This window comes from Streptomyces sp. NPDC104307 (assembly GCF_055584045.1).
This window is the reverse complement of sequence record NZ_JBVJMU010000003.1, coordinates 231,805-252,399: the sequence shown is the minus strand read 5'-3', so window position 1 is coordinate 252,399 and position 20,595 is coordinate 231,805. Positions and strand designations below refer to the sequence as shown.

Here is a 20,595-nt window from a genome sequence, read left to right as displayed (position 1 = left end):
GGCGAAACCCGATGCACATCTTGTACTTGCTCAACATCTCCAACCCTGATCGTCTGTCTGCGGATTCGGGGTGGATCTTCGCAGACCTGCTCGCTCCGGCCCTGGTGGACGCCGGAGCAAGCGTGACCGTAGCCGCACCGGCGGCAGTCGGGGACGAACGGTGCGGTTTCTACCTGACCGGGGTGCCGAAGACGAAGTACCGGGCGCGGTTCTCGCCCGACCTCGACGAGTTGGTGGAACTGATCCAGGAAGAGCGGCCGGATGTTGTGGTGGCGAACCAGATCGAGGAGGCTCCCGCGCTACGAATCGCCCTGCTGGAGGCCGGATCGAACGCACTGCTGGTCGGCTACTGCCACTACCTTCCGTTCTCATTCACCGCTGAGGGACAGCTCGCGCTCGACCCCTCCCTGAACGACGCCGGACTGGGCAGGCCCGTACTGCTGGCGTTCGCGGCCGGGTTGGCCGCCTGCGACCGGGTACTGGTCCACTCCGCAGTGGCCGCGTCCTGGGTGTCCGCCGCTGCCGCACGGATGACGGTGAATCTCGATAACAAGCTGCGGGTCGTACCCGCTCCCCGCGACGAACGGCTCGTTCGCGACCCCGACCGCGCCAAGCCCGAGTACAGCGCCGGTTCGATCGGCGTCTACAACCACCGGCTGTACGCGCACTACGGCACCGATCAGTTCGTGGATCTCGCACGGGATCTCGCCGCTTCCGGGACGGTCCGGCTGCGGGTCATGGATCTCTTCGGGCCACGCCGCGCGGAACGGAAGAGCCTGGACGACAGCCCTGAACGGATGCGCGACCAGCTCGCGGCCCTGCCGCACGTGCAGCTCGTGTCCGACCGAGGTGACCGACTCCGCTACAAGAACCTCCTGGCCAGTGCTCGCTTCGGCATCGCCCCATTCCGCGCCGGCTGCCCCTGGTCCATGAGCGTGATCGACTGTCAGGGCATGGGCCTACCCGTCATCGCGCCCCGGCTGGGCTGGCTCGCTGAACACATCGATCCCGAGCTGTGCTTCACCACAGCAGCAGAAGCCGTCGAACTCGCCGAACGTCTGTCCGCTGACGACGAGTTCCACGCCGTGCACGCCAAGCGTGCGTACGCCTCCACCATTGACTTCACGCCTGTACGGGTCGCCGCACGCTACTTGGAGGCCCTGTCGTGAGCCTCTTCGACGCCGTTCTCCTCTCGTACGACGAACCCATGGCCGACGCACTGCACTCGCGGCTGCAACGGATCCTCGGGGGCTCGGTCAAACGCCTGCACGGAGTGCGCGGGATGCGCAGGGCCTATCGGCTGTGTGCCGAGGTCGCGGACCGCGAGCAGTTCCTCCTCGCCGACGGGGACTTCGCCATTGCCGCCGACTTCGATGCGGCTGCGATCGAACCATTGGACGAGGGGGTCTCCATGCGGGTGTGGCAGGCGATCAACCCGGTCCCTCACCTATGGATACGGCGGGCTCAAGCTCATTCGCCGCAGTGCCCTGCGCGAAATGGGCGAGGCCGTGGACGTGCTGGCCGCCCTGCCCGGACGGGTCGAGTTCGCCCCGCAGACCGCGGGGATCACGAGGTTCAACCAGAGCCCCTTTCACGCCTGGAAGGCCGGCTTCCGGGAGTGCTCGATGCTCGCTCGCGGCAGCGAGTACGGCATGGCCGACGATGACTCCCGCCAGCGGGTGGAGGCGTGGACCAACAGCCGCAACGGAGAATTTGCACCGTACGCCGCGGCCGGCGCTCGCGAAGGGGTCGCCTTCGCCAAGGAGTTCGCCCTTGTCTCCGGACCGTTCGATCGGCTCAACGACCCCATGTGGTTGCGGGCTCGATTCGCTGCCGCCCACGGGGACCAGGCGGTGGCCGGATGACCGGCCCCCTGGTGCTGATCGAGCCGTACGCCGACCGTCTGGGCGGGCACCACCAGCGCACGCTGGTGGCCCTTGCCCAAGCCCGGCCCTGGAGCCTGGTGGTCGCCCCGCACGGGATCGTCCACGAGGCGGTGGTGGCCCTGCGCGAGGCCGGGGCCGGGCTGGCGACCGCACCGGACGGACACCCGGCGGCCGTACTGCTGGCCGCCTCTCGCATCGCGGCCGGGCTCTCCAGAGCTGGGCTGCGGGTCTTCCGCTCGCGCCGTTGGCCGTGCTACCTGCGGCGGCTTCCTCACCAGATCACCCTCATCGCCCGGTGCCTTGCGGAGGCGTCGGCCCTGCGGACCGCCCGCCGACTGGCGCCCGGCGTCCAGGCAGTGGTGATCCTGAGCGCGAGCGAGGCCCTGCACGGTGCCGTCGCTCTCCTCGGAGGATTGCCGCACCTGCGGTTCGTCCACGAACAAGTCACTACCGAGGACGCCGCAGTGCGGTTCCTCGGCCGACTCACCCGCCGAGGCGAGAGACAGGTTCTGGCAGTGTGCCCGACCCAGGCCGTAGGCGATCAATTCACAGCAGCCTTCCCGGACTTGCCCGCCGCGGTGCGGGCCTTCGCGGTCGACGACGGCCGCCGCCTCACCGACGCCGAACGCGACGGCGGCCGCACCGCCTTCGACATCCCCACCGGCGAAGCCGCGGTGTGCCTCGTCGGCGGCTGGTGGCCCTACAAGGACATCGGAGTCATCGACGCCGCCCTGACCCTGCTGAAGGATCCGCTGCACCTGCTGGTCACCGGCATCCCACTCGACGAAGCCATGCTCGCCCGCTGGCGTGACCTGCCGAACGTTCGCCTGCACACGGTGCCCGGACCGGTCAGCGAATCGGTGCTGCGTCTGGTCTACGCCGCCGCCGACGTTGCCCTGGTCACCCGCCGCCCCGGCGTCGGCAAGGAGTCCGGGCTCGTGATGGACGCTGCCCGCCTCGGCGTTCCCCTGGTCGTCTCCGACCACGACCCCGGTCTCACCGCCCGCCTGAGCGGCCGGCCCTGGGCCCTTACCTTCTCCGCCAGCGCCCCGGACGCCCTCGCCGAGGCCCTGCACAGCGTCATCCGTCAGCCGCCCGAGCGGCCCGGCCCCGAGGCGCCCCACCTGCTGGGGATGCGGTCGGCCGCCGACCAAGCCGACTTTCTCACCCGCACCTTCACCTCTTTGCGTACCAAGGAGCCCCGATGCTGAGCAGCCCTCCCACGCTGATCGCCGTCGTCGGCCCCGTCGAGCCCTCGCTGCTGGCCGCCTGGATCGGCCACTACCGGTTGCTGGGCGTCGAGCGGTTCCTGATTGCCTTCCACTTTCCCGAGCACGTGCCCGACCAGCAGCGGCACGAACTCCATGACGCCAGCCGGAAACTGGGCATCATCCCCACCGGCACCAGCATCGGCCCGTGGCACGAGCACACCAACACCCAGCTCAGGGACTCCCTGCGGCACCGGGCCGGGCCGGGCTGGCACCTGCTCGCCGACGCCGACGAGTTCCAGCAGTACCCGTCCTCGCTGAGTGAGGTGATCGCCCAGGCCGAGAAGTCCGGGCACCGAGTGGTGGGCGGCCTGATGCTCGACCGGATCACCGCGAGTGGGCGCCTGACCGGCTGGGGCCCAGAAGTCGGACTGGATCTCGCCTATCCTCTCGGCGGGCACCTCACCCACCGGCTCCTGCACGGAGACCCCCGCAAGATCGTTCTCGCCCGCCACACCGTCACCGTGGCGGGCGGCAACCACAGGGCCCCCGAACAGCGTCCGGATGCCGACCGTTTCTGCGCGGTTCACCACTTCAAATGGCGCTCAGGCGTCCTGGACGACCTCCGCCGCCGGGTCCAGCACTTCTCCTCCGGCACATGGCAGGAACAGACCCCGGCCGTGCGCGACGAGGCCGGCCGTCTTCTGTCGCACGTTGACCAGCACGGCGGCGTGATCAACACCAGCGATCCGCGCTTCGCCTTCCGTCGGGTGAGTCTGGACCGCATGCCGTCCAGCTGGCCCAGCGAGGCCCGTAGCATTGTCACGGCCTGGCGATCGCACGCGCGCACCGGTCAGGACTGGACACAATGAACGCGCCCACGGACATCTTGTCGCGGAAGGGATGGCCACGTGCCCCTCGCCGTTCTCTTGGCCGGCATCACCGGCTCCGGGAAGACCACCGTCGCCCGAGCCTTGGCCAACCACGGCTACACACGGCTGTCCGTGGACGAGGAAGTGCATCGCCTCCACGGCCGATACGGCGTGGACTACGCCGAGCACACCTACTTCGAGCGCGAACGGCCCGTCGTCAGTGCAATCCGGCAGCGCTTCGTCAAGGAGCTGGAGGCTGGTGGCAACGTCGTCCTGGACCACGGGCTGTGGCGGCGTGCCGAGCGCGACGACTGGCAGCGGGCCGCCCGCGGAGCGGGGGGCCTCCCGGTCGTGGTCTACCTCCCCGCCGACCGGGAGGAGCTGCTGCGACGCCTCGCCGAGCGCAATCAGCGCGAGGACGCCAACGCCCTCGCCGTCACGCCCGAAGCCCTCGACGACTTCTTCGCCCGATTCGACCCCCCGGCCGACGATGAAGAAGTCATCGTCTACGCGGGAGACCTGGACGCGCTCGTTGCGGCGCTGGCTGCGGCCAGGCCCAGGCAGGTTTGAAGCAGACCCGCTGACACCGACCATGGCGTGGTCCGCCACGTGCTTGGCGTTGGCGCGATCAGCACCCTGCGCGCGCACCGCCGTGGGTGTGAGGGGTGGACACGAAGGACGTGGCGTCCACGGTGCTTCGCCTGCACACTGCTTGCACCCGCTTGTTCGGCTGAGCGGTGATACGCCAACACCAGGACCTGTGCCGGTGGTGAGTCTGCGAGCCAGCGGAACGGCAAGGCTGCCGCCTCCAGACTGCGAAGAAATCCGACACGTGCACCGGTGAACGCTCGGTCCTAGGAAACCTGCAGTTCAGGGCTATACCGGTCTGCCGTGGAGCTCGAAGCGCTCGGCGGCATCGGCGCGGTGAGCGGACCGGGTTTCCCGGTCAGTTCAGCTCCTTCGTGACCCGCTCCATCACGCCCTGCCAGTGGGCGCGTTGCTGCTCCCGCTGCTCCGCGCTCGCCAGGTGTTCCTGGTGGAACCGCAGGACGCTTCGGTCGCCGGAGCTGGAGACCGCCAGCTGTACCGTCGTCGTACCGCGAGTGGCCCGGATGCGGTCGAGCGGCCGGTAGCTGCGGATCTCCCCGGTCACCCCGTCGACCGTCTCGAACGTCGTCCCCTTGGTGGGCGAGGGAGGAAGCTCCGCGCCTTCGCCGAGCCAGAGCGCAATGCCCTCGGGGCTCACCATGAACTTCCGGTCGCCGTCGTCGAACCCGAGGCCGGGGACGCCCTGACAGTGCGTCATGCTGCCGACGAGTCCCGGCGGCCACAGCGGTGCGCCCCTGGGGCCGCGCAGGACGGGCACGGGCGCGCGGCCGAGCCGGGCCACGGCCCGCCGGGCGCAGGCACGGACGGAGGCGAACTCGGCTCTGCGGGCGGGCGTACTCCGCGCCACCTGGGCCGCTTCCTCGGGGAAGAGCGTGTCGGCGCCCCAGTGGTCCTCGTGGGAGGAGGCACAGGAGACCGAGGCGGGGACCAGCCGCTCGATCACGACACCTACCCCTGCCGGCTCCCGGCCGCTTCCCCTCGGCTGTCCGGCTCCTTCGGCGGTGGTTCGTACGGCAGGATCTGGCGCAGCAGTCCGTGGGGGTGGCCCCGCTTGCGCCACTCCCTGGGGTAGCCGATCGACACCTCCTCGAAGCGCACCCCGTCGTACCACGTGGTGCGGGGTATGTGGAGGTGCCCGTACACCACTGCCTCGACGTTGAAACGGCGGTGCCAGTCCGCCGTGAGCTCTGTTCCGCACCACTGGGCGAACTCCGGGTGCCACAGCACCGATGTGGGGTTCCGTACCAGCGGCCAGTGGCCGACGAGCACCAAGGGGATGTCCGGGGCGTGAGCGGCGAGCCGCTGCTCGGTCAGGGCGACCCGGGCCCGGCACCAGTCATCCCGTGCCGGATACGGGTCGTGGTGCAGCATGTACTCGTCCGTGCAGATGACGCCGGCCTCTTGGGCACGGGCAAGGGATTCCTCCTTGGTCGCCGTGCCCGGGACCCGGAAGGTGTAGTCGTACAGGAGGAACATCGGCGCGACGGCAACCGGTCCGCCCGGTCCCCGCCACAGCGGGAACGGGTCCTCCGGTGTGCTCACGCCCAGCTTTCCGCACAGCTCGACCAGGCGCTCGTAGCGTGCCTGCCCGGTCAGTCGCACCGGGTCCCTCTCCGTCGTCCACAGCTCGTGGTTTCCGGGTGTCCATATGACGTGGGCGAACCGTTCGGAGAGCAGCTTGAGTGCCCATTCCACGTCAGCCAGCTTCTCGGCGACGTCGCCGGCGACGATGAGCCAGTCCTGGTCGCCGGACGGGCGTAACGACTCGACGATCAGGCGGTTCTCGGCCATGCCGACGTGCAGGTCACTGACCGCGAGGAGCCGGCTCGCCCCCACTGCCGCCGACGGACCGGGGTCGTTCGGATGACTCATGGAGACGGTTTCCCGTTCTGTCGGCCGAAGAGTGCCCCCGCGACGACCGTGCGGAGTGTCCCAAATCACCGTCTCATGGCCAACTGGGCCATGGCAACGATCAGTTGCCCGTTTTGCGGTACGGCTGTCCGCTGCCCGTGCCGGCGTCTCCGGACCGGCCGAATCCGTTGACGCCCGTCCTGGTCAGTGCCGCAGCGCCTTGCCCACCTCGGCCTTGACGTCGCCGTCGAGCTTGCGGTTGCTACGGGCGGTGGCGTCCTTGGTGGCCTTGGCGGGGACGTCGTCGACCGTCACCACGACCGAGTCGAGCAGGTTCCCGTTCTGATCGCGGAAGTTGATCTGTACGCCGTAGGACTGCTTCGAGTCCCCACTGTTGCGCACGGTGACCTTCGAGGTGGCGCGGCCGTCCTTGTCAGTGGCCGCCGCACCGGTCTTGACGTCGCCGCTCGCGTTCACGCCGTCCTTGAAGCTGTTCAGCTTGTCCTGGGCGGCGGCCGTCGCGGAGGCGACCGCGTCGGCGCCCCTGGACGCCAGCGAGGAGGCCGCCGACGCCGCCCTCGACGCCGAGCTGGACGCGCTGTCCCCGTCGTCCGAGCACGCCGTGGCCCCCGCCGCCACGACCACCGCCACCAGCACGGTGCCCAGGCCCCGTACGCCTCGCCTCGTCATCGCGCCTCCCAGCACCAGCACTCGTCGACCGTCCCCAGTCAAGGCGGCGGCAGGTGGTACCGCATGCGCTGTGGGCCGGACGGGTGAGGGGGCGGCGGGGTCGCGGGGCGGGGCCGGAGCGTGGAGGGTGGGTGCATGAGCGAGCAGGCGAGCGATGACGGCCCGGACGAGCCGGACACGTCGCGGCCCCCTCGGCGGCGGCTCTGGCCGTGGGTGCTGCTGATGGCCGTCGTACTCCTGGCGCTGGCCGCGGGCGCGGTCGCCGCGGTGCTGGCCCACGGGCTCTCCGAGCAGAGCTCGGAGCGGCTGCGGATCAGGTACGAGGTCACCGGCACCGCCAAGGACGTGACGCTCACCTACAGCACCTGGCAGGGCGAGGCCCTGTCCACCGGACGGCTGACCCTGCGGACGCTGCCGTGGGCCGGGGAGCTGGAGACCAGGGGGTTCATGAACGGCGGCTCGTTCGCCGTCAGCCTCGGGAGGTCCGGCGGCGACGTCGCGTGCTCCGTGAAGGTGGACGACATCACCCGGCGGACCGGCCGGGCCTCCGGCGCCTTCGCCACCGCCACCTGCGACGGGTACTGAGACGCGGCTGCGCCCCCGGATCTCCCGGGGGCGCAGCGGGCTGGACCGGCGGCCCGGGTCAGCGGCCGTAGCGGATGAGCGCGCGGACCATGCGGCAGGTGGTGTCGGACGGCGGGTGGATGCCGAGGAGCTCGGCGGTCGTACGTATCCGGGCGTTGCTCGCGCTCGACGGCTGGTGAACTCCGCTGTCGAGCAGGACTATCGCCAGGCGCATCGCCTTCAGCCGCCGGTTGTGGGTGACGTACCACTCACGGGGACGGCCGGCGGGCAGGCGCTTCTTCTGCAGGGGCTTGTGGAGCGGCTTGGTCGTGACTGCGGCAACGGCCATTGGCAACCTCCTGGCACGGTGGTGGAACCCTCACGAACTCCCTTCATTTTACTGCCCGGCACTGACAATCGCCCCTGGCCAGAGGGGTTTTCGCGGGTCCATCCCGTACCGTTGGCCCCATGGAGATCTGGATCAATCCCGCCTGTTCCAAATGCCGCGGCGCGGTACGGCTGCTGGACGCGGAGGGCGCCGACTACACGGTCCGCCGCTACCTGGAGGACGTGCCGTCGCCGGACGAGATCCGGGATGTCCTCGACCGGCTCGGGCTGGAGCCGTGGGACATCACGCGGACGCAGGAGGCGGACGCGAAGGAGCTGGGGCTGAAGGAGTGGCCGCGCGACGCGGACGCGCGGGAGCGGTGGATCACGGCGCTCGCGGAGCACCCGAAGCTGATCCAGCGGCCGATCATCACGGCCGAGGACGGCACCGCGGTGGTCGCGCGCACGGACGAGGCGGTACGGGACGCGATGGGGCGCTGAGGCGGGGGCCGCGGACCGCTATCGCGCCTCGTCGAGGAACTGGGCCGTTCTGTGGTTGAGTTCGGCGGCCGTCGGCCCGTGCAGCGGCAGCGCGTGGTGGGAGACGCCGGGCAGGACGACCGTTTCCGCCTGCGGCAGCAGCCTGTTCGCGGCGGCCGCCACCCGGTCCACGTCATGGGCCCTGCTCGCTCCGGCGAGCAGCACCAGTGCCGGTACGTCGAGTGCGCGCAGGGCCTCGGGGGACGGGCGGGGTCCGGTGACCGGCCGGGCCGAGGGGAATCCGGCCGCCGCCTCGCGCAGCCGCAGCCAGGCCGGGTCGAGCGCGGCCCCGCCCGTCTCCCAGGTAAGGAAGGCGCGCGTCCGTGCGGGGCTCGGGCGCAGCAGCATCGGGAGCGCGTGGAGGATGTAGCCGGGGCGGAAGCCCGCGAAGCAGCCGGTCGGGTCGACGAGGACCAGCTCGCTGACCCGGTGGGTTGCGTGCAAAGCGTATTGGAGAGCGATCCAGCCGCCGTACGAGTGGCCGCACAGCGCGGTGGATTCGACGCCCAGGCCGTCCAGTACCGCGTCGAGCCAGGCGTCCAGATCGTCCACAGTGCGGATGGGGCGCTCCCCCGCCACGCTGCGTCCGGGCTCGCCCACGAGATCCACGGCGTGCACCCGGTGCGTGCGCCCCAGTTCGGCGGCCTGGGCATACCAGACCGTGGAGGTCGCGCCGCCGCCGGGCAGCAGGATCAGGGGTGGCGCGTCCTCGGGGCCGTGGCTGTTGAGGCGGGTGGTGCCGTACACGGTGGGGATGTCGCTCCGCGTCGTTCCGGCGGGCCACTTGGCCGTGATGACCTCTTCGTACGCCGCGAGGAAGACCGCGTCACCGGTCGCGGACTGCCGGGTGGATGTCATGGGATGCTCCCTCAACTCCGTACACCTGGATATTATCTCGCTGAGCGAGATAATAGACGAGGAGCCGTGATGAGCGACCAGGGCCGTGAAATGGAGATCGTCCATCTGCTGCGCAGGGTCACGGTCGAATTCGGTCTGCGTCAGGCCGAGTTCGCCACCCGGAACGGGATGCATCCAACCGATGTGCGGGCCCTGATCTGCCTGCTCGACGCCGGGCGGAACGGGACCGATGTCACGGCAGGCAGGCTCGGCGCGGAGCTCGGGCTGAACTCGGCGGGCACGACGTCACTCATCGACCGGCTGGAGCGGCTCGGCCACCTCACCCGGTCCCGTGACGCGCGCGACCGGCGCCGGGTGCTGCTGCGTGTGACGCCGCAGGCGGTGGAGCTGGGGTGGGCGGCGTTCGGACCGGCGATCGGGAGCGCCGTCGAGCTGCTGCGCGGATTCGACGACGCCGAGGTGGCCGCCGTCCGGCGCTTCCTGGACGGCTTCCACACCGCGCTGTCGCGGGGACCGGGCGACGCGGCCCCGGGGAAGGGCCCGGCCCTCGGACCGGTAGGCACACCCCCGCGACCCTGACCCGCCACCGGTCCCGGGAACGCCCGGCCCGTCCGGGGACGCGCGCCGCTACTCCCCCGCCCCCGCCTGCGCCTCGGCCTCCGCGAGCAGCTCCGTCAGCCGGAGCCCGAACCGTACGTCGCAGGGGTGCGCCACCCCCGTACGCACCGATTCGATCAGCGCGTCCACCGCCGCCAGGAAGGCGCCCACCGCGCCGTCCCACCGGGGCAGCCCGACGGTGCCGTGCTCGCCCCTGAGCTCCACCTCGACCCCGGTCGCCGCCTGCGGGGCGGCCAGGGTGAGCGTCACCGTGCTGGAGGCCCCGGAGGCGTGGCGGAGGATGAGGTGGTGGGTGTCGGCGGGGCCGCGGGCGGCGGTCAGCCGGGTCACGTCGCCCAGCACCGGGATGAGGACGGAGAGCGCGTGCGGGCCGACGTCCCAGAGGCCGCCCTTCTCGTGACGCCAGGGGGACGCGGCGTACTCACTGTCCGCGCCGGGCGCCCACAGGGCGCCGATCCAGTGGGCGTGCGCGGTGAACCAGCCGCCCTTCGCGTGCTGTTCCGCGATCCAGGCCGAGGTCTCCGGGGCGAACCGCAGCGTGCAGAAGACGACGGAGGCGACCCGGGCCCGCTCCGCCGCCTCCGCCAACTCGCGGGCCGCCGCCACGCTCGTCGCCACCGGCTTGTCCATCAGCAGATGGCAGCCGGCCGCCGCGGCGCGGGCGGCCAGCGGCGCCTGGACGTCCGGCGGCAGGGCGAACGCGATGGCGTCGCTCGCGGCGAACAGCTCGTCGAGCCCCGCGTCACCGGTGTACGCCGGGGCCCCATGCGCCTCGGCCAGCTCCCGCGCGGCCTCGGCCCGGCGGCCCCACACCCCGCTCAGCACGGCGCCGGGGTGCGCGGCGACGGCGGGTGCATGGGTGTTGCCGGCCCAGGGGCCGGTACCGACCAGGCCGATACGCAGGGGTTTCACGGATGTCGTCATGGCACAAGTGTGCCCGGTGCGGATGACGCCTCGAAGGAATCCGGTGGCGGGGTGTGCGGGCGGGCGGCCGCATTGACCCTGTATACGCGGGCCGCGGGGGCCGGGACGCCGCTGCGGGCCTGCGGCTGAGGCCCGTACAACACGCCCGTCCTGTGCGGGAAACCTAGGTAACACGGGGTTCACACGAGAGCAACGGACGGGAAATCGCGTCTTGCGAAGCTGCGCTGCATAGACCGCAGCACCCCCAAAGGATGGCTTCCGTGACGTTCAAGGCTGAGTACATCTGGATCGACGGCACCGAGCCGACCGCCAAGCTCCGTTCCAAGACGAAGATCATGCCCGGTTCCCCGTCGTCCGATGTGGCCGAGCTGCCCATCTGGGGCTTCGACGGATCGAGCACCAACCAGGCCGAGGGCCACGCCTCCGACCGGGTGCTGAAGCCGGTCTTCACCTGCCCGGACCCGATCCGCGGCGGCGACGACGTGCTGGTCCTGTGCGAGGTCTTCCACATCGACATGACCCCGCACGAGTCCAACACGCGGGCCTCGCTGCGCCCGGTCGCCGAGCAGTTCGCGGACCAGGAGCCGGTCTTCGGGATCGAGCAGGAGTACACGTTCTTCGACGGCCACCGGCCGCTCGGCTTCCCCGAGGGCGGCTTCCCGGCCGCGCAGGGCGGCTACTACTGTGGCGTCGGCTCGGACGAGATCTTCGGCCGCGAGATCGTCGAGAAGCACCTGGACAACTGCCTGAAGGCGGGACTGGCCATCTCCGGCATCAACGCCGAGGTCATGCCCGGTCAGTGGGAGTTCCAGGTCGGACCGGTCTCCCCGCTGGAGGTCTCCGACCACCTGTGGATCGCGCGCTGGCTGCTGTACCGCACCGCGGAGGACTTCAACGTCTCCGCGACCCTGGACCCGAAGCCGGTCAAGGGTGACTGGAACGGCGCGGGCGCCCACACCAACTTCTCCACCAAGGCGATGCGCGAGGGCTACGACGCGATCATCACCGCGTGCGAGTCGCTCGGCGAGGGCTCGAAGCCGATGGACCACGTCAAGCACTACGGCGCCGGCATCGACGACCGGCTGACCGGTCTGCACGAGACCGCCCCGTGGAACGAGTACAGCTACGGCGTCTCCAACCGCGGTGCCTCTGTCCGCATCCCGTGGCAGGTCGAGCAGGACCGGAAGGGCTACATCGAGGACCGCCGCCCCAACGCCAACGTCGACCCGTACGTCGTCACGCGGCTGATCGTCGACACCTGCTGCACCGCGCTGGAGAAGGCCGCCCAGGTCTGAGCCCGCCCGCACACCATTCTGATCCCGCCCGCACACCAAGAGGCGCCCACCGCACGGCCGGTGGGCGCCTCTTGGTGTGCCCGGGGGTGAGGAAGCCAACACGAAGCGTCCGTACCGACGGCTGGGAGAAGTCTGCTGCGGGGCCGTTTTCTCTGGTTCAATGGGGGCATGGCCAGCATCCAGCACACCTCGACAGGTCGCAGCGACCTGGAGCCGTTCTGGCCTTCCCGTCAGCATCACGACTTCGACCGGGTGTGTTGCCGCGCGTTGAACGCGCTGGCCCCCTAAAGCCGCTCACCCCGGTCTTCGGTCCGCGCGCACGCAGCAAGTCCGTCCACAGACGACTCCTCGCGCGAAAGAGCTGACCCCATGGCGAACACTCGTACCTTCTCCGCCGCATCCGCTGCCACCGCGGCCCAGTCGGCGGCCGCTGCGGCCACCACCGCCCGTCCCCCCTCCCCCAACCGGCACCGGCTGCGGGCCGTCGCGCCGGACGAGGTCTTCCAGCCGGCCGATGTGGCCGCGTTCCTGGCGCCGGGCACGACCTGGCTGCCCGCACCCCAGCACACCCTGCCGGCGCTGCCGGGCCGGCCGCCGATGGTCGGCTACCTGGTGCTCGTACCCGCCGACCAGCAGCCGCCCGCCGCGGCGGTCCGGGCCGGCCAGTACGTGGTGCCGGAGGTACTGGAGGAACCGGGCGCGGGCCCGGTGCGCATCGACCCCGTGCAGCGCACCGCCTCGGTGAACGGGGACAAGCTCGACCTCACCTACCTGGAGTTCGAGCTCCTCTCCCATCTGGTGGCGCACCCGAACCGGGTGCACACCCGCGACCAGCTGGTCACCACCGTCTGGGGCTACGGGCACGTGGGCGACGGGCGCACCGTCGACGTCCATGTCGCCCGGCTGCGCCGCAAGCTGGGCGCCGAGCACCGCCGGTCGATCCAGACGGTGCGGCGCGTCGGGTACAAGTACACGCCCTGACCCCCGGCAGATGCGGGTGGGCCCCGGTTCCGGTACGTACCGGAACCGGGGCCCACCCGCATCTGCCGGGGGTTCAGCCGTGCCGCACCGAGCCCACCGGGGCCGGCGCCGGGCCGGGCTCCGGCTCCGGCTCGCCGTGGTCCAGGGCGGGCAGCCGGGACAGTCCGCGCGGGGTCCGCCAGTTCCGCTCACCGAGCAGCGCCATCACGGAGGGCAGCAGCACCATCCGGACGATCGTCGCGTCCAGCAGCACCGCGACGGCCAGTCCGACGCCCATCTGCTGCATGTCCTGCATGGACAGCGTCCCGAAGACCGCGAACACCGCCACCATGATCACGGCCGCGCCGGTCACCGCGCCCGCCGTCCGGCGGATGCCCTCGTCGATCGCGGCCGGGGTGGCGAGGCCCCGGCCGTGGGCCTCGCGGATCCGGGAGACCACGAAGACGTGGTAGTCCATCGAGAGCCCGAACAGGACGACCAGCACGAAGAGCGGCATCCAGGACTCGATCGCGCCGACGCCCTCCGAGCCGATCAGCGAGGCGCCCCAGCCGTGCTGGAAGACGGCGACCATCACTCCGTAGGCGGCGCCCACCGAGAGGAGGTTGAGGAGGATCGCGGTCACGGCGATGACGTAGCTGCGGAAGCAGAACAGCATCACCAGGAACGTCACCGCGGCGATGAAGAGGAAGACGGGCGCGATGCCGCTCTTGAGCTGGGCGGTGAAGTCCACGGACCCGGCCGTCTCGCCGGTCACATAGGCACGGGCGCCCGTTCCGTCGAAGGCGGCCGGCAGCCGGTGTTCGCGCAGTTCGGTCAGATCGGCCTTCCCGCGCTCCATCGGGACCTCGATCTCGGCGACGTTCCGCGCCCGGTGGACGGTCACCTTGTCGAAGCCGTCGAGTGCCTTGCGTACGGCGGGGGCCTCGATGTCGTCGGCCTCGACGACCACCTGGGCCGGGGCGGGACCGCCGGGGAAGGCCTCGCTGATGTCGCGGTAGGCGACGGCCAGTTCGGACTGGGAGCCGAACTGTTTCTCCAGGCCGAGCGACTCGGTCTTCATGCCGAGGGCGGGCGCGGCGAGCACGAGGAGCACGACGACGGAGGCGGCGGCGAAGAACTTCGGGCTGGACAGCACGGGCCGCAACAGCTTTCCGGCGAACCGGCCGCTCTCCTTGTGCGCACCCCGCTTGCTCCGCCGGTTGAGCAGCGGCACGCGACCGGCGTCGATCCGGTCGCCCAGCCAGGACAGCAGGGCGGGCAGTACCGTCACGGAGCCCATCATGGCGATGAAGACCACGATGATCGTGGCGACGGCGAAGCCCTTGAACAGGAGCAGCCCGGACAGGAACATGCCGGCCATCGCGACCATCACGGTCAGCCCGGAGACCAGGACGGACCGGCCGCTGGTCGCCGCGGCGATCCGCAGCGCGGTCTCGGCGTCACGTCCCGCCGCCCGCTCGTCCCGCTCGCGCCGCAGGTAGAAGAGGCAGTAGTCGACGCCGACGGCGAAGCCCATCAGGAACATCACGGAGTACGTGGTCTGGAAGAGGTGCAGCTGGTGGCTGGCGAGCGACAGCAGACCGAAGGCGGCCATGCAGGCGGTCAGCGCGAGTCCGACGGGCAGCAGCGCCGCGACGACGGCGCCGAAGGCGACCAGCAGGATGCCCAGGGCCAGGGGTACGGCGGTGAACTCGGCCTTCTTGAAATCGTCGGAGAGCAGGTCGCCGAGCCACTTGCCGGCGCTGGCGTCGCCGAACTGGTGCACCGTGACGTCCGGCTGTCCCTTCCGGACCCCCTCGACGGCGTCCAGGACGGGCTGCACCCGGTCGGACGCGGTGGCGGCGTCCCCCTTCATCTCGAAGGTGATCAGCGCGTCCTTGCCGTTCTCGGCGGCGACCGGCGCCTTGAGGCCGGTCACCTCACCGGTCTTCCCGAGCGCGGTGGTCAGCTCCCGCGCCGCGGTCTTCCAGCCGTCGGGTTCGGCCGACGACACCATGACCAGCTCGCCCGCCCGGTGGCTGAGGCCGGCGTCGGAGAGGATCTGCTCGGCCCGCGCCGAGTCGCCCGCACCGTTCTCCGCGTTGGTCATCTCGACCATGCCCGACGCACCGCCGATGCCCGCGGCGAGCACGACGAAGAGCAGCCAGCCGAGAATGGCCGTCTTTCGGTGGTGTGCGCTCCACACACCGATACGTGCCGCGAGATTAGGCCTCATGGCGTGTTCGCCCCCTGAAAGAGTCGTTGGAAGAACCGGTTGTCCGGACACCTCGAATCTAGGAATCCGGGGACCGCCGCCCCAGCCGCTGGAACACCCACTCCCCCGCGACGTAGGGCGAGGCCGCGGGGGTGGTGCTGGGTACACCCCCGCCGGGTGTCAGAGCGGCTGACTCCCGGCCCGCCCCAGGCGTCAGACTGTGTGCGGACCGGGGCTGCCACGAGTGCCGGCGAGAGAAGAGGGACCGATATGAAGACGCCGCACGGACGGACAAGGGCCGCACTGCTGGCCGCTGGGCGCGGACTGGCGCTGTCGTTCGCGTCGATCGTGGGGTCGGTCACGCTGTTCGTGCTGGCGGCGGTCTCCATCGCGCTCATCCCGGTGGGCATCGGCCTGCTGACCACCCCGTACGTCTTGACGGCGGTCCGCAAGCACGCCAATCAGCGCCGGCTGCTGGCGATCACCTGGTCGGACGTCCGGATCCCGGTCCCGTACCGGCCGTTCCCGAAGGATGTCCGCAGCGGGTTCACCGGGCAGGTGGAGCGGACCACGCTGATGCTGAAGGACCCGGCGACCTGGCGGGACATGCGGTGGCTGCTGGTCGACATGACGGCCGGCTACGTGGTGTCGATCCTGGCGGCGGCGCTGTTCGTCTACCCGGTGGAGGGTTTCGTCCTGGCGGCGGGGCTGTGGCGCGTCTTCACCGACGACCGGTACTGGTACGGGTTCGTGCCCGTCGACAGCCAGGCGACCGCGCTCGCCGCGGCCGCGCTCGGCGTGGTGATCTTCGGGGCCGGGGTGCTGCTGAGCGAGCGGCTGCTGCACGCGCACTTCGCGATCGCCCGCTCGGTGCTGGCACCCACCCATGAGCAGGAGCTGGCGCTGCGCGTCGACCGGCTGACCGAGACCCGGCACGAGGCGGTCGACACCGCCGCCTCCGAGCTGCGGCGCATCGAGCGCGATCTGCACGACGGCGCGCAGGCCCGGCTGGTCGCCATGGGCATGAACCTGGGCACCATCGAGGCGCTCGTCGAGAAGGACCCGGCGCAGGCGAAGAAGCTCCTGGCGATGGCCCGCGCGTCGTCGGCGGAGGCGCTCACGGAGCTGCGCGATCTGGTGCGGGGCATCCATCCGCCGGTCCTGGCCGAGCGCGGGCTCGGCGACGCGGTCAAGGCGCTGGCGCTGCGGATGCCGATCGGGACCGAGGTCGAGGTGGAGCTGAGCGGCCGCGCGGAGGCGCCGGTCGAGTCGGCCGCGTACTTCGCGGTCAGCGAGATCCTGACGAACGCCGCGAAGCACTCGGGCGCGGACCGGATCTGGGTGGACCTGCACCATGGCGACCACATGCTGCGGATCTCCGTCACGGACAACGGAAAGGGCGGTGCGAGCGCCGGATCGGGCTCGGGCCTGAGCGGAGTCGAACGCCGACTCGGTACATTCGACGGCATCATGGCCGTCAGCAGCCCCGCGGGCGGTCCCACCATGGTGACCATGGAGATCCCTTGCGAGTTGTCCTAGCCGAAGATCTCTTCCTGCTGCGCGACGGCCTGGTGCGCATGCTGGAGGCGTACGACTTCGAGATCGCGGCCGCCGTCGAGACGGGGCCCGAACTCACCCGGGCCCTGGCCGAGTTGAAGCCGGACGTCGCAGTGGTCGACGTCCGGCTTCCGCCGTCCCACACGGACGAGGGGTTGCAGTGCGCGCTGGCGGCCCGGCGTGCCCGACCGGGCCTGCCGGTGCTGGTGCTCTCCCAGCACGTCGAGCAGTTGTACGCGCGTGAGCTGCTGGCGGACGGCAACGGCGCCATCGGCTACCTGCTCAAGGACCGGGTCTTCGACGCCGAACAGTTCATCGACGCGGTCCGCCGGGTCGCGGCGGGCGGCACCGCGATGGACCCGCAGGTGATCTCGCAACTGCTGTCGCGGCGCTCGCAGGACAAGCCGATGGGCGGGCTGACGCCGCGCGAGAAGGAGGTCATGGAGCAGATGGCACAGGGCCGTTCGAACGCGGCGATCGCCGCCCACATGGTGATCACGGAGCGGGCGGTGGCCAAGCACACCTCGAACATCTTCGGGAAGCTCGGCCTGCCGCCCTCCGACGACGACAACCGCCGCGTTCTCGCGGTACTGGCCTATCTGGACCGGGGTTAGGGCTTGACCGGTGCGGTGGTGAGGTGGAGTGTCGTGGCCGCCAGGTACGGCTTCGCCCTGGACTCCAGCACCTTGACCCGGACGTCGGAGGCGGTCACGGCCTCGGACAGCGGCAGGATGCGCTCGTGGCCGATGGTGGTGCCGTCGGCGATCCGCTGCCACGTCCCGTGGATCCGGGCCTCCACGGCGAACTTCTCCACCCGCTGTCCGTGCCGGATGTCCTCACGGACGGCGACCCGGTCGAAGGTGTACGGGCCCGGCCCCTTCTTGCGCACATCGGTGCCGTAGATCCGGCGCACGTCGGCGCCGTAGGCGGTCAGGGACGCGACGTCCTCGTCCGCGATCCGTCCGTCGGGCGCGGGCGGGACGTTGAGCAGCAGCGAGGCGTTGCGGCCGACGCTCTTCTCGTACAGGTCCATCAGCTGCGCCGGGGTCTTGGGCTTCTCCTGCGGGTGGTAGAACCAGCCGGGGCGGTTGGAGACGTCGGCCTCCGCCGGGTACCACTGGAGGTAGTTGACGCCGGGTTCCAGGAGCCGGTCCCGGGAGCCGATGTCGGGCTCCGTCGAGTCGTTGGGCAGGCTGCCGAGGCCCGTCCACGGGTCGGTGGTGTGCGGGGTGACGCTCCACTCGGTCTCGCGGGCGACGCCGTTCTCGTTGCCGACCCAGCGGACGCCCTGCGGGCCCTGGAAGACGACGGTGTTGGGCGAGAGCGCCTTGACCATGTCGAACCACTGCTTGACGTCGTACTTCTGGGTGATGCCGGAGCCGGACCAGGGGTTGGCGCCGTCCAGCCAGAGTTCCTCGACCGGGCCGTACTGGGTGAAGATCTCGTAGAGCTGGTTGAGGTAGTACGCGTCGTAGTCGTCGGCCTTCACCTTGAAGGTGGGCAGCTTGCCGCTCCTCACCCGGGCGGCGCGGTCGTCGCCGGGGACGAGGGTGGGGATGGTGCGCTCGGTGACGGCGCTGCCGTTGCCGAAGCGGCCCTGACCGGCGGGGGCGCGGTCGCCGTCCTCCAGGGCCATCCGCTCGGGCAGGCTCAGCGTCTCCCCGGCGGCCTCCTTGGCACGGATCTCCTCGACCCAGTCGGCGTGCCAGGCGTGCGGGAGTTCGGCGCCGTCGGAGGGCGAGAGGTAGAGGCCGACCTTCAGTCCCGCCTTGCGGGCGGCCTTCACATAGAGGGCGACGACGTCGGGGCTGCCGGGGCTGAGGGCGACCGAGTGGTCGGTGTAGCGGCTCGGGTAGAGGACGAAGCCGTCGTGGTGCTTGACGGTGAGCATGACCTGTTTGATACCGGCGGCCTTGTAGGCGCGCATCCACTGGTCGGCGTCGATGCTCTTCGGCGCGAACAGCTTCTCGTCCTCGGTGCCGGAGCCCCATTCACGGCCGGTGAAGGTGTTCATCCCGAAGTGCGTGAAGGCGGTGACCTCCCGCTGCTGCCAGGCCAGCTGTCCCGTCGTGGGGACGATGTTCGCGGCCTTCTCGATGATCCGGTCCGGACTGTCGCAGGCCTCGACCCTCATCTGCGAAGCGGGCCTCACGGGTGCGCCGCAGGGAGCGGCGGGATGCGCCGGCTGCTGCGCCGTGGCAGTCACGGGGATGAGCGCGGTGGCGGCCGCCAGTGCGAGCGCGCTGAGCACATGGGTGCGTCGTGCCATGGTTCCCTCCCATTCTCGACCACGAGTGGTCGGATCTCTTGGGTACCGACGCGTGCATGTTGCCGCACGGAGTGGCCCTCGGGAAGGGTGTCTACCAGATACGTCCTATCTCTAGTGCGTAAAGTCCAAGCGCTCGGCACATTCCGCCAGTTGCCGACCGGGTCAGTTGTCGATCCGGTCAGCTGTTGATCCAGCTCGCCACATCGAGCCGGAAGGCTTCTGCGGAGGCCATCGTGCGGAGGTCGGCCTCCAGCGCCGCGACCCGTTCCGCGCCGAGCACCCGGACCCATTCGGCGCGCAGCCGGTCGAAGCCCGCGGCGGACCGTGCCAGTACGTCGATCCCGCGCGGGGTGAGCCGTACGAGCTTGCGGCGGCCGTCCTGCGGATCGTCGGCGCGCTCGACGTAGCCGAGGGCTTCGAGCCGGTCGACGGTCTTCCCGGCAGCCTGCTTGGAGACGCCGAGCCGTCGCCCGATCTCGCTGGCGGTCGCCCCGTCGCGGCCGACCGCCTGGAGTGCGTAGCCGTGGGCGGGACGCAGTTCGGGGTGCCCCTGTCCGGCCAGCTCGCGGTGGAGGTCGTCGATGATCGAACGGAAGCCGGCGAACAGCAGGATGGGCAGCTCGAAGCCCGTACCGGCACCGCCGGAAGAGCCCCGCCCGGTGCGCTCAGCCATTGCGATACTCGACAACTTGGTTTACCTTTTCGTCAATCACGTTGTCGAGTTTACCGCGAGGGGACAGCCATGCCCGCATCCGTCTTCACCGACCACACCCCCGAATCCGCTCCCGCCGCGTCCCGTCCCGCCATGGCGGCCGTGACGGCGAAACAGGGCTACCTGCCCACCGCCGTCGCCCTTCTCGCCTCCTCACCGGAGCTGCTCAACGGCTTCCTGAAGATGAGCGCGCTCTTCGAGTCAACCACCCTGGACCAGCTCTCCCGGGAGGTCGTGATCATGACCATGGCCACCCGCAACGACTGCCACCTCTGCGTGGCGATGCACACCGCGAAGCTCACCGCCCTCGACGCGGACGGCGCGCTCATCGCCGCACTGCGCGGCGAGAGCCCCCTGCCGCTGCCCGACGAACGACTGGAGGCGGTACGCCGGTTCACCGTCGCCGCGATCGAGTCGAGCGGGGCTGTGGACGACGAGACCCTCCAGTCGTTCCTCGCCCACGGCTACACCTCCCGCAACGCGCTGGAAGTGGTCCTGGGGATCGGCGCCTACACCATGTCGACCCTGGCCAACCGGATGACAGCGGCCCCGGTCGATCCGCAGCTGGCCCGGTTCGCCTGAGGTCCCGGACCGGGAGGCCGCCACTCAGGGACCGGCCGGCCGCCGCTCAGGCGCCCGG

General features: G+C 70.7%; 22 protein-coding genes. 13 read left to right on the top strand and 9 right to left on the bottom strand.

Annotation, left to right across the window (positions count from 1 at the left end):
- Nucleotides 1-11: 11 nt before the first annotated feature.
- From ACZ601_RS11200 to ACZ601_RS11180, 5 genes are all read left to right on the top strand, one after another.
- Nucleotides 12-1,169, top strand: a complete 1,158-nt coding sequence (locus tag ACZ601_RS11200) for a glycosyltransferase (RefSeq protein WP_469535842.1) — start codon at nucleotides 12-14, stop codon at nucleotides 1,167-1,169.
- Between the two features lie 327 nt (nucleotides 1,170-1,496).
- Nucleotides 1,497-1,865 carry a hypothetical protein gene (locus tag ACZ601_RS11195; RefSeq protein WP_469535839.1) on the top strand — a complete coding sequence of 123 codons (369 nt, stop codon included), beginning with the start codon at nucleotides 1,497-1,499 and terminating at the stop codon, nucleotides 1,863-1,865.
- Nucleotides 1,862-3,097 carry a glycosyltransferase family protein gene (locus tag ACZ601_RS11190; RefSeq protein ID WP_469535836.1) on the top strand — a complete coding sequence of 412 codons (1,236 nt, stop codon included), beginning with the start codon at nucleotides 1,862-1,864 and terminating at the stop codon, nucleotides 3,095-3,097. The genes ACZ601_RS11195 and ACZ601_RS11190 overlap by 4 nt, the downstream gene beginning before the upstream one ends.
- Entirely contained in the window at nucleotides 3,091-3,966 is an 876-nt protein-coding gene (locus tag ACZ601_RS11185) for a glycosyltransferase family 2 protein (protein ID WP_469535833.1), read from the top strand. The genes ACZ601_RS11190 and ACZ601_RS11185 overlap by 7 nt, the downstream gene beginning before the upstream one ends.
- A 39-nt stretch (nucleotides 3,967-4,005) precedes the next feature.
- Entirely contained in the window at nucleotides 4,006-4,536 is a 531-nt protein-coding gene (locus ACZ601_RS11180; protein WP_469535830.1) for a P-loop nucleotide/nucleoside kinase family protein, read from the top strand.
- A gap of 376 nt (nucleotides 4,537-4,912) precedes the next feature.
- Here ACZ601_RS11180 and ACZ601_RS11175 read toward each other — a convergent pair whose 3' ends face one another.
- From ACZ601_RS11175 to ACZ601_RS11165, 3 genes are all read right to left on the bottom strand, one after another.
- On the bottom strand, nucleotides 4,913-5,518 hold the full coding sequence (locus tag ACZ601_RS11175; protein WP_469535827.1) for a hypothetical protein: 606 nt from the start codon (nucleotides 5,516-5,518) through the stop codon (nucleotides 4,913-4,915).
- A 5-nt stretch (nucleotides 5,519-5,523) separates the two neighbouring features.
- Entirely contained in the window at nucleotides 5,524-6,447 is a 924-nt protein-coding gene (locus ACZ601_RS11170; RefSeq protein ID WP_469535824.1) for a metallophosphoesterase family protein, read from the bottom strand.
- Between the two features lie 183 nt (nucleotides 6,448-6,630).
- On the bottom strand, nucleotides 6,631-7,116 hold the full coding sequence (locus ACZ601_RS11165) for a hypothetical protein (protein WP_469535821.1): 486 nt from the start codon (nucleotides 7,114-7,116) through the stop codon (nucleotides 6,631-6,633).
- 135 nt (nucleotides 7,117-7,251) lie between these two features.
- Here ACZ601_RS11165 and ACZ601_RS11160 point away from each other — a divergent pair, with 135 nt between their 5' ends.
- The gene (locus tag ACZ601_RS11160; RefSeq protein WP_469535818.1) at nucleotides 7,252-7,701 is read left to right on the top strand and encodes a hypothetical protein; all 450 of its coding nucleotides are present in this window, start codon (nucleotides 7,252-7,254) and stop codon (nucleotides 7,699-7,701) included.
- Between the two features lie 58 nt (nucleotides 7,702-7,759).
- Here the strand turns inward: ACZ601_RS11160 and ACZ601_RS11155 are convergent, their stop codons facing one another.
- The gene (locus tag ACZ601_RS11155; protein ID WP_469535815.1) at nucleotides 7,760-8,029 is read right to left on the bottom strand and encodes a hypothetical protein; all 270 of its coding nucleotides are present in this window, start codon (nucleotides 8,027-8,029) and stop codon (nucleotides 7,760-7,762) included.
- A gap of 119 nt (nucleotides 8,030-8,148) precedes the next feature.
- Between ACZ601_RS11155 and ACZ601_RS11150 the strand changes: the two genes are divergently transcribed.
- Nucleotides 8,149-8,508 (top strand): arsenate reductase family protein, encoded by a 360-nt coding sequence (locus tag ACZ601_RS11150; protein ID WP_469535813.1) that lies wholly within the window; start codon nucleotides 8,149-8,151, stop codon nucleotides 8,506-8,508.
- A gap of 18 nt (nucleotides 8,509-8,526) precedes the next feature.
- Here ACZ601_RS11150 and ACZ601_RS11145 read toward each other — a convergent pair whose 3' ends face one another.
- A complete protein-coding gene (locus ACZ601_RS11145) occupies nucleotides 8,527-9,405 on the bottom strand; it encodes an alpha/beta fold hydrolase (protein WP_469535811.1) in 879 nt (292 codons plus the stop codon).
- A gap of 69 nt (nucleotides 9,406-9,474) precedes the next feature.
- Here ACZ601_RS11145 and ACZ601_RS11140 point away from each other — a divergent pair, with 69 nt between their 5' ends.
- A complete protein-coding gene (locus tag ACZ601_RS11140) occupies nucleotides 9,475-9,984 on the top strand; it encodes a MarR family winged helix-turn-helix transcriptional regulator (protein ID WP_469535808.1) in 510 nt (169 codons plus the stop codon).
- 48 nt (nucleotides 9,985-10,032) lie between these two features.
- Here the strand turns inward: ACZ601_RS11140 and ACZ601_RS11135 are convergent, their stop codons facing one another.
- Nucleotides 10,033-10,947, bottom strand: a complete 915-nt coding sequence (locus ACZ601_RS11135) for a Gfo/Idh/MocA family protein (protein WP_469535806.1) — start codon at nucleotides 10,945-10,947, stop codon at nucleotides 10,033-10,035.
- Between the two features lie 260 nt (nucleotides 10,948-11,207).
- Here ACZ601_RS11135 and glnII point away from each other — a divergent pair, with 260 nt between their 5' ends.
- Complete coding sequence (glnII, locus tag ACZ601_RS11130) at nucleotides 11,208-12,242, top strand: glutamine synthetase (protein ID WP_469535804.1); 1,035 nt, start codon at nucleotides 11,208-11,210, stop codon at nucleotides 12,240-12,242.
- 369 nt (nucleotides 12,243-12,611) lie between these two features.
- Entirely contained in the window at nucleotides 12,612-13,223 is a 612-nt protein-coding gene (locus ACZ601_RS11125) for a winged helix-turn-helix domain-containing protein (RefSeq protein ID WP_440576258.1), read from the top strand.
- A 73-nt stretch (nucleotides 13,224-13,296) separates the two neighbouring features.
- On the opposite strand, the gene ACZ601_RS11120 is transcribed toward ACZ601_RS11125, so the two are convergent.
- Complete coding sequence (locus ACZ601_RS11120; RefSeq protein WP_469535801.1) at nucleotides 13,297-15,438, bottom strand: MMPL family transporter; 2,142 nt, start codon at nucleotides 15,436-15,438, stop codon at nucleotides 13,297-13,299.
- A gap of 249 nt (nucleotides 15,439-15,687) precedes the next feature.
- Here ACZ601_RS11120 and ACZ601_RS11115 point away from each other — a divergent pair, with 249 nt between their 5' ends.
- Together ACZ601_RS11115 and ACZ601_RS11110 are read left to right on the top strand one after the other, a co-directional pair.
- Complete coding sequence (locus tag ACZ601_RS11115) at nucleotides 15,688-16,956, top strand: sensor histidine kinase (RefSeq protein WP_469535798.1); 1,269 nt, start codon at nucleotides 15,688-15,690, stop codon at nucleotides 16,954-16,956.
- On the top strand, nucleotides 16,941-17,588 hold the full coding sequence (locus ACZ601_RS11110) for a response regulator transcription factor (protein WP_073735685.1): 648 nt from the start codon (nucleotides 16,941-16,943) through the stop codon (nucleotides 17,586-17,588). The genes ACZ601_RS11115 and ACZ601_RS11110 overlap by 16 nt, the downstream gene beginning before the upstream one ends.
- Here the strand turns inward: ACZ601_RS11110 and ACZ601_RS11105 are convergent.
- Together ACZ601_RS11105 and ACZ601_RS11100 are read right to left on the bottom strand one after the other, a co-directional pair.
- On the bottom strand, nucleotides 17,585-19,243 hold the full coding sequence (locus ACZ601_RS11105) for an alpha-L-fucosidase (RefSeq protein ID WP_469535794.1): 1,659 nt from the start codon (nucleotides 19,241-19,243) through the stop codon (nucleotides 17,585-17,587). The two genes, ACZ601_RS11110 and ACZ601_RS11105, sit on opposite strands and share 4 nt — an antisense overlap.
- A gap of 178 nt (nucleotides 19,244-19,421) precedes the next feature.
- Nucleotides 19,422-19,916, bottom strand: a complete 495-nt coding sequence (locus ACZ601_RS11100; protein ID WP_469535791.1) for a MarR family winged helix-turn-helix transcriptional regulator — start codon at nucleotides 19,914-19,916, stop codon at nucleotides 19,422-19,424.
- Between the two features lie 69 nt (nucleotides 19,917-19,985).
- On the opposite strand from ACZ601_RS11100, the gene ACZ601_RS11095 reads away from it, so the two are divergent.
- On the top strand, nucleotides 19,986-20,537 hold the full coding sequence (locus ACZ601_RS11095) for a carboxymuconolactone decarboxylase family protein (protein WP_469535788.1): 552 nt from the start codon (nucleotides 19,986-19,988) through the stop codon (nucleotides 20,535-20,537).
- Nucleotides 20,538-20,595: the final 58 nt, after the last annotated feature.

What these genes read in the sequence shown, in the direction of transcription:
- ACZ601_RS11200 (WP_469535842.1), top strand. Translation starts at nt 12, where the DNA reads ATGCACATCTTGTACTTGCTCAACATCTCCAACCCTGATCGTCTGTCT.
- ACZ601_RS11195 (WP_469535839.1), top strand. Translation starts at nt 1,497, where the DNA reads ATGGGCGAGGCCGTGGACGTGCTGGCCGCCCTGCCCGGACGGGTCGAG.
- ACZ601_RS11190 (WP_469535836.1), top strand. Translation starts at nt 1,862, where the DNA reads ATGACCGGCCCCCTGGTGCTGATCGAGCCGTACGCCGACCGTCTGGGC.
- ACZ601_RS11185 (WP_469535833.1), top strand. Translation starts at nt 3,091, where the DNA reads ATGCTGAGCAGCCCTCCCACGCTGATCGCCGTCGTCGGCCCCGTCGAG.
- ACZ601_RS11170 (WP_469535824.1), bottom strand. Translation starts at nt 6,447, where the DNA reads ATGAGTCATCCGAACGACCCCGGTCCGTCGGCGGCAGTGGGGGCGAGC.
- ACZ601_RS11165 (WP_469535821.1), bottom strand. Translation starts at nt 7,116, where the DNA reads ATGACGAGGCGAGGCGTACGGGGCCTGGGCACCGTGCTGGTGGCGGTG.
- ACZ601_RS11160 (WP_469535818.1), top strand. Translation starts at nt 7,252, where the DNA reads ATGAGCGAGCAGGCGAGCGATGACGGCCCGGACGAGCCGGACACGTCG.
- ACZ601_RS11155 (WP_469535815.1), bottom strand. Translation starts at nt 8,029, where the DNA reads ATGGCCGTTGCCGCAGTCACGACCAAGCCGCTCCACAAGCCCCTGCAG.
- ACZ601_RS11150 (WP_469535813.1), top strand. Translation starts at nt 8,149, where the DNA reads ATGGAGATCTGGATCAATCCCGCCTGTTCCAAATGCCGCGGCGCGGTA.
- ACZ601_RS11145 (WP_469535811.1), bottom strand. Translation starts at nt 9,405, where the DNA reads ATGACATCCACCCGGCAGTCCGCGACCGGTGACGCGGTCTTCCTCGCG.
- ACZ601_RS11140 (WP_469535808.1), top strand. Translation starts at nt 9,475, where the DNA reads ATGAGCGACCAGGGCCGTGAAATGGAGATCGTCCATCTGCTGCGCAGG.
- ACZ601_RS11135 (WP_469535806.1), bottom strand. Translation starts at nt 10,947, where the DNA reads ATGACGACATCCGTGAAACCCCTGCGTATCGGCCTGGTCGGTACCGGC.
- ACZ601_RS11125 (WP_440576258.1), top strand. Translation starts at nt 12,612, where the DNA reads ATGGCGAACACTCGTACCTTCTCCGCCGCATCCGCTGCCACCGCGGCC.
- ACZ601_RS11120 (WP_469535801.1), bottom strand. Translation starts at nt 15,438, where the DNA reads ATGAGGCCTAATCTCGCGGCACGTATCGGTGTGTGGAGCGCACACCAC.
- ACZ601_RS11115 (WP_469535798.1), top strand. Translation starts at nt 15,688, where the DNA reads ATGAAGACGCCGCACGGACGGACAAGGGCCGCACTGCTGGCCGCTGGG.
- ACZ601_RS11105 (WP_469535794.1), bottom strand. Translation starts at nt 19,243, where the DNA reads ATGGCACGACGCACCCATGTGCTCAGCGCGCTCGCACTGGCGGCCGCC.
- ACZ601_RS11100 (WP_469535791.1), bottom strand. Translation starts at nt 19,916, where the DNA reads ATGGCTGAGCGCACCGGGCGGGGCTCTTCCGGCGGTGCCGGTACGGGC.
- ACZ601_RS11095 (WP_469535788.1), top strand. Translation starts at nt 19,986, where the DNA reads ATGCCCGCATCCGTCTTCACCGACCACACCCCCGAATCCGCTCCCGCC.